Genomic DNA, 16,490 nt, shown 5'->3' with positions numbered 1-16,490 from the left:
TGAAAACCCAACCGGAGAATCCCATGCCTCAGATTTTCAAGCGCCGCCAGCTCGTTCTATTGGCAACCGCCCTCGCAACCGCCCTGCCCGGCCTGGCCCTTGCCCAGGCAGCCAAAACCAAGGTTGCGGCCATCTACACCGTGCCGTTTGAGCAGCAATGGGTCAGCCGCCTGCACAAGGCGCTCAAAGCCGCCGAAGCGCGCGGGGAGATCGAATACAAGGCCACTGAAAACGTCTCCAATGCCGACTACGAACGTGTCATGCGCGAATACGCCACGGCCGGCAACGCGCTCATCGTCGGCGAAGCTTTTGCGGTGGAGGCCGCGGCCCGCAAGGTCGCCAAGGACTTCCCGAAAGTGTCCTTCCTCATGGGCTCGTCCGGCAAGGTGCAGGAGCCCAACTTCTCGGTGTTCGACAACTACATTCAGGAGCCGGCCTACCTAAGCGGCATGATCGCCGGCGGCGTGACCAAGAGCAACAAGATCGGCATGGTCGGCGGTTTTCCGATTCCCGAAGTCAACCGCCTGATGAACGCCTTCATGGCAGGCGCCAAAGAAACCAACCCCAAGGTCGAGTTCAGCGTGAGTTTCATCAACAGCTGGTTTGACCCGCCCAAAGCCAAGGAAGCCGCCTTCGCCATGATCGACAAGGGCGCCGACGTGATGTACGCCGAGCGCTTCGGTGTGAGCGACGCCGCCAAGGAAAAGGGCAAGCTGGCCATCGGCAACGTCATCAACACGCAAGACAAATACCCCGACACCGTGGTGGCGTCGGCCCTGTGGAACATGGAGCCCAGCATCGACCGCGCGATCAAGGCCGTCAAGGAAGGCAAATTCAAGGCCGAAGACTACGGCCAGTATTCCATGATGAAGTACAAGGGCTCCGAACTCGCCCCGCTGGGCACCTTCGAGAAAAAGGTGCCCGCCGACATCGTTGCCAAGGTCAAGGCCAAAGAAGCCGACATCCTGGCCGGCAAGTTCACCGTCAAGGTCGACGACGGCCAGCCCAAGTCCACCGCCAAATAAGCCGGCGTTTCACCGCCCCACCTGAAAGCGCCGTATGCATTCCCTGTTTTGCCTGCGGCGTTTTCTTTTCAGTCAGCCTGTTGCCTGGCGGGCCGCGGCGCCGCTGGCCTTCCTGGCCTTTCTGTCATTTGGCCTGTTGGGATGTGCGGGTCCGGCGTCTGTCCCATCCAATCCATCAGGCGCAGCTGCGGGCATTCCTGTCCGGCTTGACGCCACGCCCCGCATCGCGGTGATGTCGGCTTTTCAGCCCGAACTGACCCTGTTGCTCAACCGCTTGCAAGGCCCCGCCAGGCACCGCATCAACGGCGTCGATTTCACCACCGGCACCCTGCAGGGCAAGCCGGTCGTGCTGTTCCTTTCCGGCATCAGCATGGTCAATGCGTCCATGAACACGCAGCTGGTGCTGGACCGTTTCAACATCACCCACATCGTCTTTAGCGGCATCGCCGGTGGCGTCAACCCGGCCCTGCACATCGGCGACGTCAGCGTACCCACCCAATGGAGCCAATACCTTGAAGTGCTGATGGCACGCGAAACTTCGCCGGGCCGCTTCACTATCCCGCCGCGCATGGAGGCGCAGACCCTGGCGCCCTTCGGCATGCTGCACCCGCGCCCGGTTGAAACGCGCACCGCCGCCAACCCGGCGCCCGTACGCAAGTTCTGGTTTGAAGTCGACCCCCGGATGCTCGCGGTTGCCAGGGGCATGGGCAACATCGAACTCGGCGCCTGCAACGCGGGGGTATGCCTCACGCACAAACCGCAGCTGATGGTGGGCGGCAACGGCGTGTCGGGCCAGGCCTTTGTCGACAATGCTGCCTTCCGCGAATACGCCTTCAAGACCTTCCAGGCCAACGTACTCGACATGGAAACCGCCGCCGTGGGCATGGTGGCCTACAGCAACAGCGTGCCTTACATCGCCTTCCGGTCGCTCAGCGACCTGGCCGGCGGCGGTGAAGCCGCCAATGAAATGGTCACTTTCATGAACATCGCTGCCGACAACTCGGCCAAGGTTCTATTGGCGTTTCTCGCGGCCTGGAAATAACATGCCCGAGCTCACCGGCATCGACCACATCTACATTGCCGTGAGCAACATGGCCGAGTCGGAAGCGTTCTACGACAAGCTCATGCTCAAGGCACTCAGCTGCCGCAAAAACACCTTCACCATCGGCGGCGACCCGCACATCCAGTACTACAACCGCCACTTTGGTTATGTGCTGCGGCCAGCCCGCTCGCAAGCCGCGCACGACTCATACTCGCCCGGCCTTCATCACTTCTGCCTGCGCGTAGACACCATCGAAGACGTGGCCGAATGCGCACGGCTGCTGCAGGCCTCCGGCATCAACGCCAGCGAGCCGCACAACCACGGCGAATACGCACCCGACTACTGGGCCACTTTTTTCACCGACCCCGACGGCCTTCGTCTGGAGATCACCAACTACCGCCAGGAGCGGCGCGACCGGCATGACCACTGGGCATCCCTCGGCTGAGAACGCACAGCCGCCGGTGCTGCGGCTGAACGGCATCACCAAACGCTTCGGCCCGCTGGTTGCCAACGACGCGATTTCGCTTCAACTGCACAGCGGTGAAATCCTCGCGCTGTTGGGTGAAAACGGCGCCGGCAAGTCCACGCTGGTGTCCATCCTCTTTGGCCACTACACCGCCGACGAAGGCCACATCGAAATCTTTGGCCAGTCGCTGCCACCGGGTAACCCCAAGGCCGCGCTGGCGGCGGGTGTCGGCATGGTGCACCAGCATTTCACGCTGGCCGACAACCTCAGTGTGCTCGACAACGTGATGCTGAGCAGCGAGCCGCTGTGGCAACTGTTTTCACGTCGCAGAGCAGCCCGTGCCAGGCTGCTGGACGTGGCCCGGCGCTTTGGCCTGCCCGTGGCGCCCGATGCCAAGGTGGGCAGCCTCTCGGTCGGTGAACGCCAGCGTGTCGAGATCCTGAAAGCGCTGTACCGCGGTGCACGCATCCTGATCCTGGACGAACCCACCGCCGTGCTGACGCCGCAGGAAAGCGAGGCGCTTTTCGATACGCTGGGCCAGATGGTGGCGCAAGGCCTGTCCATCATTTTCATCAGCCACAAGCTCGGCGAGGTGCTGCGCGTGTCGAACCGGGTGGCTGTGCTGCGCGGTGGCAAGCTGGTGGCCGAAGCACCTGCCGCCGGTACCAGCCAGGCGCAGTTGGCGCAATGGATGGTCGGCCACGCCGTCACCACCACACAACGCCGCCCCGCGCCGTCAACCGGCCTGCCGGTCTGCACGCTGGAAGGCGTCAGCACGGCCGATGCGGGGCAAGACCGCCTGGATGGCGTTTCGCTTCAGCTCAAGGCCGGTGAAATCGTCGCCATTGCGGGGGTCTCAGGCAACGGCCAGCTCGCCCTGGCCGACCTGCTGTGTGGCACCCGCGCCGCCAGCCAGGGCTCCGTGACATTTCTGGGCCAACCCATGAAGGCCTCGCCAGCCTGGCTGGTCACCCAGGGCGTGGCGCGCATCCCCGAAGACCGGCATGGCGTGGGCGTGGCTGGCGACCTCAGCGTCTGGGAAAACGCCGTGTCAGAGCGCTTGCGCAGCCCGGTGTTTTCCAAAGTGCTGTGGGTCAAGCGCAAGGCCGCGCAGGCCCATGCAGCCCGCATCATGCGCGAGTTTGACGTGCGCGGCGGCGGACCGGACACCGCGGCGCGCTCGCTGTCGGGCGGCAATATGCAAAAGCTCATCCTCGGGCGGGCGCTCGTGGCCCCCACGCTTGTCGCTTCGCGTACTGCGCTGCCCCCCGAGGGGGCTATTTTTCCTAGGGGCGGCCCGTCGGAAAAATGTTTCCCCTCTTCCGAAACCGCACCCCAGCCGGCCAAACTGATCATCGCCCACCAGCCCACCTGGGGCCTGGACATCGGCGCCGTTGCCTATGTGCAGCAGCAACTGATCGCAGCACGAGACGCCGGCGCGGCCGTGCTGGTCATTTCTGATGACCTGGACGAAGTGGTGGCGCTCGGCGACCGCGTGGCGGTGATGCACGCGGGCCAGCTGACGGAGGCTCTGCCCGCCGAAGCCTGGACACGCGAGGCCATTGGGCTGGCCATGGCTGGAGCCAATGGGGGTGACTCGAGCGCCGCCGGGCCGCCCCAAGGAGCGAGGGCCCCCTCGGGGGGCAGCGCAGTACACGAAGTGAAAAGCGTGGGGGCCAACCAGTTATGAGGCTGGAGAAAAGAACACAAACCTCAAAGCTGGCCCTGGTGCTCGCGCCCATAGGCGCCATCGTCTTCACCTTGCTGATCAGCGCACTGCTGGTGCTGTGGGCCGGTGCACCGTTGGGCCAAACCTACGTGCTGCTGTTCAAGGGCGGCTTTGGCTCCGTCTTTGCCCTCAGCGAAACCTTCACCCGTGCGGTGCCCCTTATCCTGACCGGCCTGGCCGCCACGGTGGCCTTCAAGGCGAGGCTTTTCAACATTGGCGCCGAAGGCCAGCTTTATGCCGGCGCGCTGGCCGCCGTGGCTGTGGGCGGCATGCATGGGGGTACCGGTTTTGAGCTCCCCACCTGGCTGCTGTTCGGGCTGATGATGCTGGCCGCCGCCGTTGCCGGTGCGCTGCTGTTGCTGGGCCCGGCCCTGCTGAAGGCCCGGCTGGGCGTCGATGAAGTCGTCACCACCCTGCTGCTCAACTTCATCATGCTGCTGTTTGTGTCGGCCATGCTCGACGGCCCCATGAAAGACCCCACCGCCATGGGCTGGCCGCAAAGCGTGGCGCTGCAGGGCGATCTGGAGCTTTCCAGGCTCGTCGCGCAGACACGCATCCACACCGGCCTGCTGTGGGCCGCTGCGCTGGCTGTGGCGCTGTGGGCCTTGCTGAAGTACACCGTGCTGGGCTTTGACATACGCGCTGTAGGCGCCAACGCCAAAGCCGCGGCGTTCGCCGGCGTGCCCGTTACCCGCACGGTGGTGCTGGTTGCGCTGCTCTCGGGCGCGCTGGCCGGACTGGCCGGCGCCATCGAGGTGGCCGGCCGCACCAGCTACGTCACGCTCGACATGTCGCCCGGCTACGGCTACACCGGGATCGTGATCGCCATGCTGGCCGCGCTCAACCCCATGGGCGTTCTGGCGGCAGCCGTGTTTGTGGCAGGCGTGCTGGTCGGCGCCGACACCATGAGCCGGGCCGTGGGCGTGCCGACCTATATTGCTGACGTCATCGTGGCGGCGTCGCTGATCTCGGTGCTGGTGGCCACGTTGATGACGCAATACCGGCTGGTAGTCAAAGAAAAAGGCCGGGCCGCATGAAATTCTTCAGCACCCGCGCCCTGCCAACCCATGCAGCCACTGCCACCCGGGCTGAAGCCGCGCGCACAGTTCTTAAGAAAATAATAGCCACAAGCCAATACAGACAAGCGCGACCAGCTATTAAATTCATAGCGCCTGCAGCCTGCATGCCAATGGGAAGAGGCTTCCTGCATGGCTGAAATGCTCGACATCCTCGCCGCCGCGCCCTTCTGGATCGCCGTCCTGCGCATCGCCACGCCGCTCATCCTGGGCACCCTGGGTGTACTGCTGTGTGAGCGTGCCGGCGTGCTCAACCTGGGCATCGAGGGCATCATGGTTGCCGGCGCCTTCAGCGGCTGGCTGGCCGTGTACGGCGGCGCCCCCCTGTGGGTAGGCGTCGGTGTGGCGGCGCTTGCCGGTGCGGTGTTCGGCCTGCTGCACGCTTTTCTGACGGTCGGCCTGGCGCTGTCGCAGCACGTGTCCGGGCTCGGCGTCACCTTGCTGGCCACCTCGCTCAGCTACTACGGCTACCGCGTCAGCTTTCCCAAGGTCGACACGCCACCCACCATCACACCCTTTGCCCCCATGCATTGGCTAGACGGCTTTCCCGGCGGCGGGCTGAATGTGCTGGCCGCGCAAACCTCGCTCACGCTGCTGGCGCTGCTGCTGGTGCCGCTGATCGCCTGGCTGCTCTACCGCACACCGGCCGGCCTGGCCATCCGCATGGTCGGCGAGAACCCCCAGGCCGCCGAAGGCCAGGGTGTCTCCGTCGCCGCTACCCGCACCGCCGCCATCGTGGCCGGCTCGGCACTCATGGGCGTGGCAGGCTCCTTCCTCACGCTGTCGGCGTTTAACGCCTTTTTCTTCAACATGGTCAATGGCCGCGGCTGGGTGTGCGTGGCACTGGTGGTGTTTGCCTCGTGGCGGCCCGGCAAGGCACTGCTGGGCGCGCTGCTGTTCGCCTTCTTCGACGCACTGCAGCTGCGCCTGCAAACCTCGGGCATCGTGAATGTGCCCTATCAGGTGTACTTGATGCTGCCCTACGCCCTCTCCATCCTGGCGCTGGTGCTGGTGGCGCGCAAGGCGGCGTATCCTCAGGCGTTGATGAAACCTTATCGAAAAGGCGAGCGCTGATGACGACGACACCCCTTGCCCCACGCGGCACGCTGCTGGCCGCCTTGCTGGTACTGGGCTGCGCCAACGCGCAGGCGCTGGGCAGTGACTACAGCTACGACAGCTTCAAGACACCTGACGCTGTAAGCTGGGTGCAGATGTGCGGCACATGGGGCAAGGACCACCAGGGCACCTACCGCGTCGTGCACGCCGACCAGTACGCACAATCATTCCTCTACATCCAGTGGATGACACGCGACGCCAACGGCAGCCTGCATGCCGGGCACACCGTGGGGATCGCCGAACTGAACAACGACCACTCGGAGATCATGCTCAGCGGCCTAACATGCCGCATAACGCCGCGCGGCATCACGCTCACGGCGCGCGCCGCCTCAGGCCATGACGACAAGTTGCGCCGCGTCACTATCGAGGTCGGTCCGGCCAATGGCCAGTACCGCTACCGCGCGCAACGCGCACACTGAAACCCAATACATCTTCACTGCCATGCTCGACCTCCTCATCACCCACGCCAGCCTGCCCGATGGCCGCAACAACATCTCCATTGCCGTGCAAAACGGGAAGATCACCGAGGTCAGCGAAGGCCCCATCACTGGCGCGCAAGCCCGCGAGACGGTAGACGCCGAGGGCTACCTGCTCAGCCCGCCCTTCGTCGACCCCCACTTCCACATGGACGCCACGCTGAGCTACGGCCTGCCGCGCGTCAATGAAAGCGGCACACTGCTCGAAGGCATCGCACTGTGGGGCGAGCTGAAGCCGCTGCTCACAGCCGAAGCGCTTATCGAACGCGCCCTCACCTACTGCGACTGGGCCGTGGCCAAAGGCCTGCTCGCTATTCGCAGCCATGTAGATACCAGCGACCCCAGCCTGCTGGCGGTAGACGCGTTGCTTGAAGTCAAAAAGCAGGTCGCCCCCTACATCGACCTGCAGCTGGTCGCCTTCCCGCAAGACGGCGTGTTGCGAACAAAAGGTGGCATCAACAACCTTGAGCGCGCACTCGACAAGGGCGTAGACGTGGTCGGCGGCATCCCGCACTTTGAACGCACCATGGCCGACGGCACCGCCAGCGTGAAGCGGCTCTGCGAAATTGCGGCCGAACGCGGCCTGCTGGTCGACATGCATTGCGACGAGTCCGACGACCCGCTTTCACGCCACATCGAAACCCTGGCTTACGAGGCCCAGCGCCTGGGCCTGCAGGGCCGCGTCAACGGTAGCCACTGCACCTCCATGCACAGCATGGACAACTACTACGTCAGCAAGCTGCTGCCCCTGATCGCCGAGAGTGGCGTCAGCGTCATCGCCAACCCGCTCATCAACATCACCCTGCAAGGCCGCCACGACACCTACCCCAAACGCCGCGGCATGACCCGCGTGCCCGAACTCATGGCGGCAGGCGTCAACGTCGCTTTCGGCCACGACTGCGTAATGGACCCCTGGTACGGCATGGGCAGCGGCGACATGCTGGAAGTGGCGCACATGGGCCTGCACGTGGCGCAGATGACGAGCCAGAAAGGCATTCGCCAGTGCTTTGATGCGGTGACGGCGAATGCCGCCAAGGTGATGCACCTCAAGGGCTATGGCCTGGAGGTGGGCTGCGACGCGAGTTTTGTGCTGCTGCAGGCGCGGGACCCGGTGGAGGCGATCCGGTTGCGCGCGAACCGGTTGAAGGTGTGGAGAAAAGGAAAAGTGCTGGCCGAGACACCGAAGCAGGTGACGCAGTTAGGCCTCACCGAGCGCCCTAGCTCTGTGGACTTTCTTAAATGAACCGCCACATACTGGTAGCACTACTGACTGTTTCGGCATGGACCTCAAGCGCACATGCGCTGAGTTGCCCTGCTGATCGATCTGACTATCAAATGAAAGACGGAAAAATAGTCTTCATCTTTAGTTCGGGAGACGGTCGCGGTGAGCAAATAATCCCCACGGAGGTCGATCCGCACAGCATGAAGTCGGTTGTTGATCCATTCAAGGGAACGGGGCCGTGCAGCGGAGGGGTGACTGACTATGTACGCGACAAGAGCCGCGTTTATCACAGGGGAAAGCCGATAGCCAGCGCTGATCCGAACACCTTCGAATTCATCAACAGGTATTTCGCGAAAGACAACACCGCGGTGTACGGGCTCGATCGGCGCATTACAACCCGCATCGCGGACTTTCGCATTCTTGGAGACTCTCAATCTGCGGCTTACGTGGCGTATGCGACAGACGGTCAGCGCTACTTCTACAAAGACACGGTTCTGGCCGGTGAAGGCTTTGAGTTCGTACCCAAAACATACGATACCGTCCGGACCAGCACAAACGTGTATTACCGCGGACAGCTTTTAGATGTCGATGTCAAATCTTTTGAAGGATTGAACCCATCGGTCTCCATGGCGCGCGACAAGAACCGTGTTTACTACAGATTCGTGGCCATTCCGGAAGCGGACTCCGCCACTATCGAGCAAATCAAAGAATCTCTGTGGAAAGACAGGCGGGCCGTTTATCTGGAGGGTAGAGAAATCGTGGGACTGGATCCAACCACCGTACGACGCTACCCTCCTTTTTCTGAATACACCTCTGACGACCGCTCAGTTTTCAAGATGTATAAAAAGATCGACCGAGATCTGGCAACGTTTACCGTTTTGCAGCCTCCGTACACCAAAGACAAGAACGGTGTGTATTACAACGACGAACGCATGGATATCGCTGATCCGGAAAGCTTTGTCGCGCCGGCGTCTCAAAACGGACAAGACAAGAACTACCGTTTTTACGAAAACAAGATCACATGCAAGGTCAACGCGGATGCACCAGCGACTGACAAGCTCTGCGATGGCGTTTCGCGTTAACGGGAAAACATGCCCGACCGCTGCACGAGCAAAAAAAGACCCGAAAAATGACGATCTACCGAAAAGGGACCTTGTGAAATCACCCGTAGCCCATGCCGAACTTATTGCCACTTACAGGAGGGCGGAGGCAGAGGCTGCGCACAAGTCCGGATTAATCAAGGCGGCTGCAGCCAAAGGCCCCAAGGCGATCCAGATGGCCGTCGAGACAGCAGACAAGGCGGCAAAACGCAGGGACGCGTATGCCAAAAAGCTCGCGGCGCTAGGGGTGGAGCTCAAGGACTGAGCTGCGCTCAGTACCTTCCTCCCCGAAAGACAGGCATAGGTTGCGGATAATCGGGATTTGGAGAGAAACCCGATGCAAACAGACGCACCAGAAGACGCACTGGACGAAGCACCCGACGACGAACCGGAGCCGATCGAGGAATACGTCCCCGGCGTCGCCAACGGCCGGCATTACATGGCCAGGCTGTGCCACCTGCCTGACGGCCCCTGGTATATCGATGTTGTACATGTCGAATCGCTGCCGCCCCTGCACGACGGCGACAGGACCTGGCCCACGCGCGCTGAGGCCGTTGAGGCGGCAGACAAGCTGGTTGCCAATCTGGCGCATTGACGGAAGACCCGGCGCCCCCTCCTGGCGCGCAAACGTAACGGCCCGTTAGTGCTCTTGCAGCCCAGGCAAGTGACGCCATCTGGATGCCAGCGGCCCTTCGGGCTTGCACCTTCACCCAAGGAGCTTTCATGTTCAAACGTCTGACCCTGCTTTGGGTTGTGATACGCGGCGATGCCCGGCGGCTATGGACTGCCCTGCGCCATCCCGAAGCGCCCGCCTGGCTGAAGTGGGGCACCGCAGCAATTGCCCTCTACCTGCTCTCCCCCATTGATTTCATCCCCGACTTCCTGCCCGTCATCGGGATTGCTGACGATCTGGTGCTGGTTCCGCTGGCGATCCGGTGGCTCCTCAACCGCCTGCCGCCCGGGATCGCCGATCCTGCGCCGAAGCGTTCGGCCTGAGCACCGGCGATGCTGTAATGGGCATCCCAAGCCAGTTCGCCATTTCAGCTCGCCCTTCTATTGATGCCCACACGCCCCGTTTCACTGACCGTTCCGCTCCCTTCGGGCGGTACCATCTCCGGCCTGCTGCAAAAACCTGCCAGCGCCAAGGCGTGTTATGTGTTCGCCCACGGCGCGGGCGCGGGCATGAACCACACCTTCATGGAGGCGATTGCCCAAGGTCTCGCGGAACGCGACATTGCCAGCTTGCGCTTCAATTTTCCGTTCATGCAACAAGGCTCGAAACGACCAGACTCCCCAGCCGTTGCGCATGCGGCAATCCGGGCGGCAGTTGCTGAAGCGGCGCGGCAAATGCCTGATGTGCCATTGTTTGCCGGTGGCAAGCTACGGTGGGCGCATGACCACGCAGGCGCAGGCGGCTGAGCCATTGCCCGGACTGAAGGGCATTGTGCTGGTGGGCTTTCCACTGCACCCAGCCGGCAAGCCCTCAACCGAACGCGCCGCGCACCTAGGCGGCGTCAAGCTGCCGATGCTTTTTCTGCAAGGCACGCGCGACGGCCTCGCTGATCTGGACTTGATCACCCAGACCACGGCGGGCCTCGGTAAAAAGGCAAGCCTGCACATCGTGGATGGCGCCGACCACGCCTTTCACGTGCTGGTGCGTTCAGGCCGCACCGATGCGCAGGTGCGCGAGGAATTGCTGGACACCATGGCCGCGTGGATGACGAAGCACCAGCGTGCAGCGTGAACGTCAGTTCCCTGATGTACCAGGAGAGCCGCTTGGCACACTGTATGGCGTGTGAGCCAGGACAAATACCCGCTTAAACCTGACCACCGCTAGGCATGGCTGCTGACAGGTGATGCGCCCAACGGCCCCCAGACTGGCCTGACTACGAAAGCCCGTCATGCCGCTCGATACCCCTTCCTCTCTTCGCCTTGTAACCCCACAGCTTTCCCGGCTCTCCCGCCGCACCCTCGTCCTCGCCTTGTGCCTGACGGGGTTGGGCCTGGCCGGCAACGGCGCATGGGCGGCCAAGCCCAAAAACACGGCGGCGGGCAACCAGCCCCTTGATACAGAAGCCTTCAACACCGCCACCGACAGTCCCTTGCTGCGCAGTGGCAGCAAAGGCGCAGCGGTAGCGCGCGCACAGATCATGCTGGACCGGGCCTGGTTCTCCTGCGGGGAGATCGATGGGCGCTTTGCCACCAACATGCAGCGCATGGTCAAGGCCTACCAGAGCGCACACGACCTCAAACCCACGGGTACCGTCACTGCGGAAACCTGGGTTTCGCTGCGCAAGGACGGCGCTCCGCTGCTGACAAGCTATACCGTGACAGAGAAGGACGCCGCCGGCCCTTTTGAAAAGACGCCTGTGGCGATGGACGAGCGCGCGAAGATGAAAGCGCTGGTGTATGAATCGGTGGAAGAAGCGCTGGCGGAAAAATTCCACACCAGCACCGGCTACCTCAAGCAGCTCAACGGCGGCATCAACATCGAGGCCGGCAAGCAGATCACCGTACCATATATCGCGGTCAGCGCCACGCCGGTCAACGCGGCTTCCATCGAAATCGACAAGTCCGAGCGTGTGCTCTACGTGCTGGACACCGCCAAGCGCCTGGTGGCGGGTTTTCCCATCAGCATAGGCAATGAAAAGAACGACCCGCTGCCGCTGGGCATGATGGCCATCAAGAACGAGGTCAAAAATCCCGGCTTCACCTACAACCCTGCGTTGCTGAAAAACGCACCCAAGGATGCGCAAAAGGTCGACATCGCAGCCGGTCCCAACAACCCCGTCGGCACCATCTGGCTGGGCCTGACCAAACCGCACTGGGGCATTCACGGCACACCCAACCCTTCCAATGTGGGCCATTCCGAAACCAATGGCTGCATTCACATGACCAACTGGGACGCAGAGCGCCTCTCGACCCTGGCGAAAGCCGGCTTCAAAGTGAGCGTCAAGGCTTGATGGCATCCACACCCGCCCGCCTCAAGAGAACGGCGTTTGCAATCTGCGCGCTGCTGGCCGTGGCGGCAGGCGTGATGCTGGGCACGCGCAAGGAAGAGGCAGTTACACAAGTCATACAGCCCGCCACGCCGCCAGCCAGCCAGGCGCTGGCGCCCGCCGTCCCGGCAAGAGAGGCCGACAAGCCACCCCTTGTGGTTCAGACCATAGAGGCAGCCGCGCCCTCACCGGCCCTGCCGCCCCCACCCGCATCTGTCGCCGATGACCCGGACATTTCGCAGTTACGACTACGCGTCCTGACACTTCCGGTGCAAGGCGTCATGCCCGCCCAGCTCAGCGACACCTACACCCAGGCGCGCGCAGCAGGCGCCCCGCATGAAGCCATAGACATCATGAGCGCACGCGGCACGCCAGTGCTCGCCGTCGAGGACGGCAAAGTGGCCAAGCTGTTCCTGAGCAAACCCGGTGGCATCACGATTTACCAGTTCGACCCGGCCAGCCAGTACGCGTACTACTACGCCCACCTGGACCGCTATGCCGAAGGCCTCACCGAAGGCGCCAGCCTGCGCAAAGGCCAGGTCATCGGCTATGTCGGCAGCACCGGCAATGCATCACCCGACGCACCGCACCTGCACTTCGCGATCTTCAAGCTGGGGCCGGAGCGCCAGTGGTGGCGCGGCGCCCCGCTGAATCCTTATCTTGTCTGGCGCGACGCCAGGCCGTGAGCAACCCGGCCGATGACGTGCCGGCTCATGCTGACGCGCTATGCACTTGCCAGCCTGGCAAGCGCCTTCACCCCTGCCTTCCTGAACAGTCGCGCACCTAACCGCAAACCGCCGCAGGGCAGGCAGCTCCTTCACGATCTCAACACCCACGCAAGACCTGAGCAACAGATGTTTGTTGTTATCGAGGCCGAGTGCGTCAGGATTTCGCGGGTATAAATCCTGCATTGCCACCTATTTCTGCCGATAGTTGGCTTGAATATAAGATCGGCGTGATCACCAAAAAACAAGCTTGCTGCGCAAGCCACCTTTCATCGGAGGGAGACCGATACGTGAAAACAGCAAATACCCACGCAAAAGAGAGCGTGGCCTTAAAAACCAGACGGGTGGGTTCTGGTTTTTTGTGCCCTGGCCTTGCTGCCGACGAGAACCATGTTCACTCGTACCGCGCGGCAGCATAAAACCATGGCACGAACCCTGCGCCAAATTCTCTGCGGCGTGCTGCTGTTCCAAAGCTGGGCCTTCGCAGCCAATCCTTCGTCCGTCCCGACCGCCTACACCACCGCGCTTTACGAAACGAGTGTGGGCAGCAATCCCGCGCAGGCCTACTTCCTGGTGAACGTATTGCGCCGGGCTGAAGCTCCCAAGGCGGACCTTGAAGCCTTCCGCGCCGAACTGCTGCATGGCTATGTAGCCCAGATGACCAGCGCAGCGCCACCGACCGCCGCGCCCAAACCCGCGCCAGGCCTTTGGGAGTCACTCATGCGGCGGTTGCCGGGCCGGGCGAAACCGCCAACAGACAATGTGGCCGCAGTCATCGCGCGCGGCCGGCAGCACGGCGACGTGATGAGCCCCGCGTTCCGCGCCACCTGGCAGACGGCAATCAACCAGGCGATGACCCCGCGTTGGGGACCCGGCACCTCAGGCGCGCCGGTTTTCACGCTGGAGCTGCGCGACATGCAGCCTATCGCGCCCGGCATCTGGGCTGCACCCTCTGCCGAGGGTCAGGTGCGCCTGATGCTGTCGCTGCGTCTGGCCAACACCAGTTCGGTGACACTGCCCCTGTACCGCCCCGACATCGTCCTGCAAGGCACGCTGCGCTTTACCTGTAACTGGGACAGGACACGGATAAGGCAGAGCGAAATGCAGGCCAATGAGGTAACCCTGTTGCAACCCGGCGCCGAATCAGATCCCCTGGCGTGCGAAGCACCTCCAGTGCCCGGGTATTGGCGCGAGCAGGTGCCCGCGCTGCTAGCCGCCAACGGCAAGGCGGGTCTGCAAACCGTGGTCGTGCCGCACGAGCTGGACAGCAACCAGCGGCTGTACCACATGGAATTGGCGTTCTCGCATGCGGCGCCGCAAGCTGTCAGCTGGAGCCAGCGCCTGCTGAAGGCCCGGCACGAGCCGTACCGCCAGTGGTCCCCTGCCAAAACCGCACTGGAGCCACCCGAGTCGGGCAGTTTGACGGCTGCGCCGCATCACGGATGGAAGGCAACCGCCACATTGCTGGCTACCTTCCTCGGCGCCACCGTGTTGGCGCTCGGCCTGTTTGCCGGCGGCCGCGCGGCGCGTAGCGCGGGCGTGCCGGAGGGCGTGGTTGCCGTTGTCTCGGTGCTGCTGGTAGGCGGCGCGTGGGTGCTGGCCACTGTGAAACTGGGCGGTGGCGGCACGGGTTACGACCATCCCCTGTATCTCGGCCTTGCCTTGGGGGCGGGCTTCGTCGGGCCGGTGGTGCTGGGCGTGGTGGCCCTGCATGCCCTGCACAAGGTGCTGGACGACGAGGAGATGGAATGGTGGCAGGCCGTGGCCACCGGCTGGCGCCTTACGCTGAATGTCACCGCAAAAACAAGCCGGGCTGAGTTCTGGGGTTTCCTGGCGCATGCTGCCTGGCTTTGGGCGCTGGCGCGCGTCTGCCTCATGCCGCTAGACCGCTGGATAGGCCTCGTCTTGCTGGTTCCCGTGGTGACGCTGACGGTCCGCCGCATGCTCAGCATGACGAGTCAGGAATGGCTCGAGATGGGGGTGATGCTGATATGCCTGCTGTTGCTTATGCTGGCGTGAGTTGCTGCGAGGTGGTGACAAAGTTGCGACGGCCAAAACAACGTTCCCGACTTGATCTCTCAGGCCGTTACCAGTTTGGCGGGTACAACCGACTCTTTTTCCTGAACCACCGCATATTCCACAGCCAGCCGCAGCATCGTGGGTGTGACGTAGTGGCGATGCACATAGTCAATGGCCGCCATGTAAAAGCGGCCAAAGGCATTCTTGCAATGAACCCGCGTACCCAGCATCACATCCACATGATGCTTGTCGACGATTTCCACGCTGACACAGGACCTGAACAGCAGATGTTTGTCATTGGCGCCCAGAATGACCTGCGCCTTGGTATCGGTTGCATTAATGCTTTGGTCAAGCACCGGGTAGCGGTTGGCAAACAGGTTGCTGGTGTCCGGCGACAACAGCGAAGACACCGGGCAGCCCAATGGCGATGTACGCAGGCCCAGGGGTTTAACCAGAACATTGCGCAGCGCCATCAGATTGGACACACCGCTGGGCGCGTTAAGCAAAAAGCCCTCCAGGACCGTGGCGAGCAGATTTGTGGCGCTGGTGTGCCCAAAGTTGGTACCGGTCACGCGCAAGCGAAAAGTGTCTTCATGATGGACGCGCAGTTCGGTCAGTTGCTGAAGCAGCAGCGAATCCAGTGGCGGGCTGCTGAGCTCCTTCACGCTTCGGGCGGATCCGCCATGTGACAGAAAGCCCGACGCCCCTTTCCACGAACCCCACAAACCTCGCATCACACCTGCGCCGCTACGCACAGTGTTGCATACCACCCGGTGGAATGTTCCGGGCGGAGCATCCAGCGACAAAGTCGTGGTCGGCACGGTATCAGCCTTGAAGCCCTTGGCCTGAAGCAACGCTTTCACCTCGTCCGGCAGCAACTCCGTCAATGATGGGATGCTCGCCTTATTGGTCAGCACCTCCTGTTTCAAGGACTCCGACAAATTGCCGCCCAGTTCATTGGTATGGCAAGACAACGCAAAAAATACAGGGTGCAAAGAATTGCGCGAGAGCGGAGAAAACTGGTGCCAGGTTTCACCGCCAAAACGCACAGTGAACATGCAGTCAGGCGGTATGTTCACAAAACGCAGGGCGCGGATGAAGTTTTGCGGGTCTTCCTGGATTTGCTGCTCCGACGCACTGGAAAATCGCAACTGGGCTCCACCGCTGCCCGACACTGCCGTAAATATGCGGTGCCCCGCATGGCGATGAAACGGATGGCCTTTAGGCCCCACGACGAATGAATACAGCGACGTTGCATCACCTTTGGGAAAGTTGGTCCCACCCAGCTTGGCCGAGGGCTCGTCCAGTTCATCGACAAACGCACCGTGCTGGCGCTGCCTGGATGCCACGCTGGCAAACAGATGATTGCCCGCACCATGGCCGATCTGGGCAATCAAAGACACCTCGACGGCCAGGCCGCCCGATTCCGATGGAATACGAACCGATGGAAACGTTTCAATCACTTGTGTGAGATTCAGCATGAGTCCCTCCTTCT

Annotated in this window: 16 protein-coding genes and 1 pseudogene; 16 read left to right on the top strand and 1 reads right to left on the bottom strand. The window is 62.5% G+C overall.

Annotated features, from left to right (window positions below):
• The first annotated feature begins 23 nt into the window (after window positions 1-23).
• The 16 genes and pseudogenes from AC1D13_RS19690 to AC1D13_RS19615 all read left to right on the top strand — a co-directional run bounded on the left by AC1D13_RS19690 (window position 24) and on the right by AC1D13_RS19615 (window position 14,995).
• Entirely contained in the window at window positions 24-1,025 is a 1,002-nt protein-coding gene (locus AC1D13_RS19690) for a BMP family protein (RefSeq protein ID WP_477690153.1), read from the top strand.
• 34 nt (window positions 1,026-1,059) lie between these two features.
• Complete coding sequence (locus AC1D13_RS19685; RefSeq protein WP_457280807.1) at window positions 1,060-2,067, top strand: 5'-methylthioadenosine/S-adenosylhomocysteine nucleosidase; 1,008 nt, start codon at window positions 1,060-1,062, stop codon at window positions 2,065-2,067.
• 1 nt (window position 2,068) lies between these two features.
• Window positions 2,069-2,512: a VOC family protein gene (locus AC1D13_RS19680; protein WP_457280806.1), complete on the top strand. Its 444-nt coding sequence runs from the start codon at window positions 2,069-2,071 to the stop codon at window positions 2,510-2,512.
• A complete protein-coding gene (locus AC1D13_RS19675; RefSeq protein ID WP_477690152.1) occupies window positions 2,487-4,223 on the top strand; it encodes an ABC transporter ATP-binding protein in 1,737 nt (578 codons plus the stop codon). The genes AC1D13_RS19680 and AC1D13_RS19675 overlap by 26 nt, the downstream gene beginning before the upstream one ends.
• Window positions 4,220-5,299 (top strand): ABC transporter permease, encoded by a 1,080-nt coding sequence (locus AC1D13_RS19670; protein ID WP_477690151.1) that lies wholly within the window; start codon window positions 4,220-4,222, stop codon window positions 5,297-5,299. Before AC1D13_RS19675 ends, AC1D13_RS19670 begins: the two co-directional genes overlap by 4 nt.
• A 171-nt stretch (window positions 5,300-5,470) precedes the next feature.
• Window positions 5,471-6,412, top strand: coding sequence for an ABC transporter permease (locus tag AC1D13_RS19665; protein ID WP_477690150.1), 942 nt, complete (start codon window positions 5,471-5,473; stop codon window positions 6,410-6,412).
• Window positions 6,412-6,873 carry a hypothetical protein gene (locus AC1D13_RS19660; protein ID WP_457280802.1) on the top strand — a complete coding sequence of 154 codons (462 nt, stop codon included), beginning with the start codon at window positions 6,412-6,414 and terminating at the stop codon, window positions 6,871-6,873. Before AC1D13_RS19665 ends, AC1D13_RS19660 begins: the two co-directional genes overlap by 1 nt.
• A gap of 22 nt (window positions 6,874-6,895) precedes the next feature.
• On the top strand, window positions 6,896-8,173 hold the full coding sequence (locus AC1D13_RS19655) for an amidohydrolase family protein (protein ID WP_477690149.1): 1,278 nt from the start codon (window positions 6,896-6,898) through the stop codon (window positions 8,171-8,173).
• Window positions 8,170-9,234 (top strand): DKNYY domain-containing protein, encoded by a 1,065-nt coding sequence (locus AC1D13_RS19650; protein ID WP_477690148.1) that lies wholly within the window; start codon window positions 8,170-8,172, stop codon window positions 9,232-9,234. Before AC1D13_RS19655 ends, AC1D13_RS19650 begins: the two co-directional genes overlap by 4 nt.
• 73 nt (window positions 9,235-9,307) lie before the next feature.
• Window positions 9,308-9,517 carry a hypothetical protein gene (locus AC1D13_RS19645; RefSeq protein WP_477690147.1) on the top strand — a complete coding sequence of 70 codons (210 nt, stop codon included), beginning with the start codon at window positions 9,308-9,310 and terminating at the stop codon, window positions 9,515-9,517.
• A 72-nt stretch (window positions 9,518-9,589) separates the two neighbouring features.
• Window positions 9,590-9,847: a hypothetical protein gene (locus tag AC1D13_RS19640; protein ID WP_477690146.1), complete on the top strand. Its 258-nt coding sequence runs from the start codon at window positions 9,590-9,592 to the stop codon at window positions 9,845-9,847.
• Between the two features lie 128 nt (window positions 9,848-9,975).
• Window positions 9,976-10,248, top strand: coding sequence for a YkvA family protein (locus AC1D13_RS19635; RefSeq protein ID WP_477690145.1), 273 nt, complete (start codon window positions 9,976-9,978; stop codon window positions 10,246-10,248).
• Between the two features lie 63 nt (window positions 10,249-10,311).
• A pseudogene (locus AC1D13_RS19630) lies at window positions 10,312-10,996 on the top strand (alpha/beta hydrolase family protein).
• A 157-nt stretch (window positions 10,997-11,153) separates the two neighbouring features.
• A complete protein-coding gene (locus AC1D13_RS19625; RefSeq protein WP_477690144.1) occupies window positions 11,154-12,215 on the top strand; it encodes a L,D-transpeptidase family protein in 1,062 nt (353 codons plus the stop codon).
• On the top strand, window positions 12,215-12,937 hold the full coding sequence (locus tag AC1D13_RS19620; RefSeq protein WP_477690143.1) for a M23 family metallopeptidase: 723 nt from the start codon (window positions 12,215-12,217) through the stop codon (window positions 12,935-12,937). The genes AC1D13_RS19625 and AC1D13_RS19620 overlap by 1 nt, the downstream gene beginning before the upstream one ends.
• Before the next feature lie 429 nt (window positions 12,938-13,366).
• On the top strand, window positions 13,367-14,995 hold the full coding sequence (locus AC1D13_RS19615) for a hypothetical protein (protein ID WP_477690142.1): 1,629 nt from the start codon (window positions 13,367-13,369) through the stop codon (window positions 14,993-14,995).
• Window positions 14,996-15,054: 59 nt separating this feature from the next.
• Here the strand turns inward: AC1D13_RS19615 and AC1D13_RS19610 are convergent, their stop codons facing one another.
• A complete protein-coding gene (locus tag AC1D13_RS19610; protein WP_477690141.1) occupies window positions 15,055-16,476 on the bottom strand; it encodes a DUF2867 domain-containing protein in 1,422 nt (473 codons plus the stop codon).
• Between the last annotated feature and the right edge of the window lie 14 nt (window positions 16,477-16,490).

Source organism: Polaromonas sp. P1_E12 (assembly GCF_056405975.1).
This window is presented reverse-complemented; position numbering and strand designations above follow the sequence as displayed.

What these genes read in the sequence shown, in the direction of transcription:
- AC1D13_RS19690 (WP_477690153.1), top strand. Translation starts at nt 24, where the DNA reads ATGCCTCAGATTTTCAAGCGCCGCCAGCTCGTTCTATTGGCAACCGCC.
- AC1D13_RS19685 (WP_457280807.1), top strand. Translation starts at nt 1,060, where the DNA reads ATGCATTCCCTGTTTTGCCTGCGGCGTTTTCTTTTCAGTCAGCCTGTT.
- AC1D13_RS19680 (WP_457280806.1), top strand. Translation starts at nt 2,069, where the DNA reads ATGCCCGAGCTCACCGGCATCGACCACATCTACATTGCCGTGAGCAAC.
- AC1D13_RS19675 (WP_477690152.1), top strand. Translation starts at nt 2,487, where the DNA reads ATGACCACTGGGCATCCCTCGGCTGAGAACGCACAGCCGCCGGTGCTG.
- AC1D13_RS19670 (WP_477690151.1), top strand. Translation starts at nt 4,220, where the DNA reads ATGAGGCTGGAGAAAAGAACACAAACCTCAAAGCTGGCCCTGGTGCTC.
- AC1D13_RS19665 (WP_477690150.1), top strand. Translation starts at nt 5,471, where the DNA reads ATGGCTGAAATGCTCGACATCCTCGCCGCCGCGCCCTTCTGGATCGCC.
- AC1D13_RS19660 (WP_457280802.1), top strand. Translation starts at nt 6,412, where the DNA reads ATGACGACGACACCCCTTGCCCCACGCGGCACGCTGCTGGCCGCCTTG.
- AC1D13_RS19655 (WP_477690149.1), top strand. Translation starts at nt 6,896, where the DNA reads ATGCTCGACCTCCTCATCACCCACGCCAGCCTGCCCGATGGCCGCAAC.
- AC1D13_RS19650 (WP_477690148.1), top strand. Translation starts at nt 8,170, where the DNA reads ATGAACCGCCACATACTGGTAGCACTACTGACTGTTTCGGCATGGACC.
- AC1D13_RS19640 (WP_477690146.1), top strand. Translation starts at nt 9,590, where the DNA reads ATGCAAACAGACGCACCAGAAGACGCACTGGACGAAGCACCCGACGAC.
- AC1D13_RS19635 (WP_477690145.1), top strand. Translation starts at nt 9,976, where the DNA reads ATGTTCAAACGTCTGACCCTGCTTTGGGTTGTGATACGCGGCGATGCC.
- AC1D13_RS19625 (WP_477690144.1), top strand. Translation starts at nt 11,154, where the DNA reads ATGCCGCTCGATACCCCTTCCTCTCTTCGCCTTGTAACCCCACAGCTT.
- AC1D13_RS19620 (WP_477690143.1), top strand. Translation starts at nt 12,215, where the DNA reads ATGGCATCCACACCCGCCCGCCTCAAGAGAACGGCGTTTGCAATCTGC.
- AC1D13_RS19615 (WP_477690142.1), top strand. Translation starts at nt 13,367, where the DNA reads ATGTTCACTCGTACCGCGCGGCAGCATAAAACCATGGCACGAACCCTG.
- AC1D13_RS19610 (WP_477690141.1), bottom strand. Translation starts at nt 16,476, where the DNA reads ATGCTGAATCTCACACAAGTGATTGAAACGTTTCCATCGGTTCGTATT.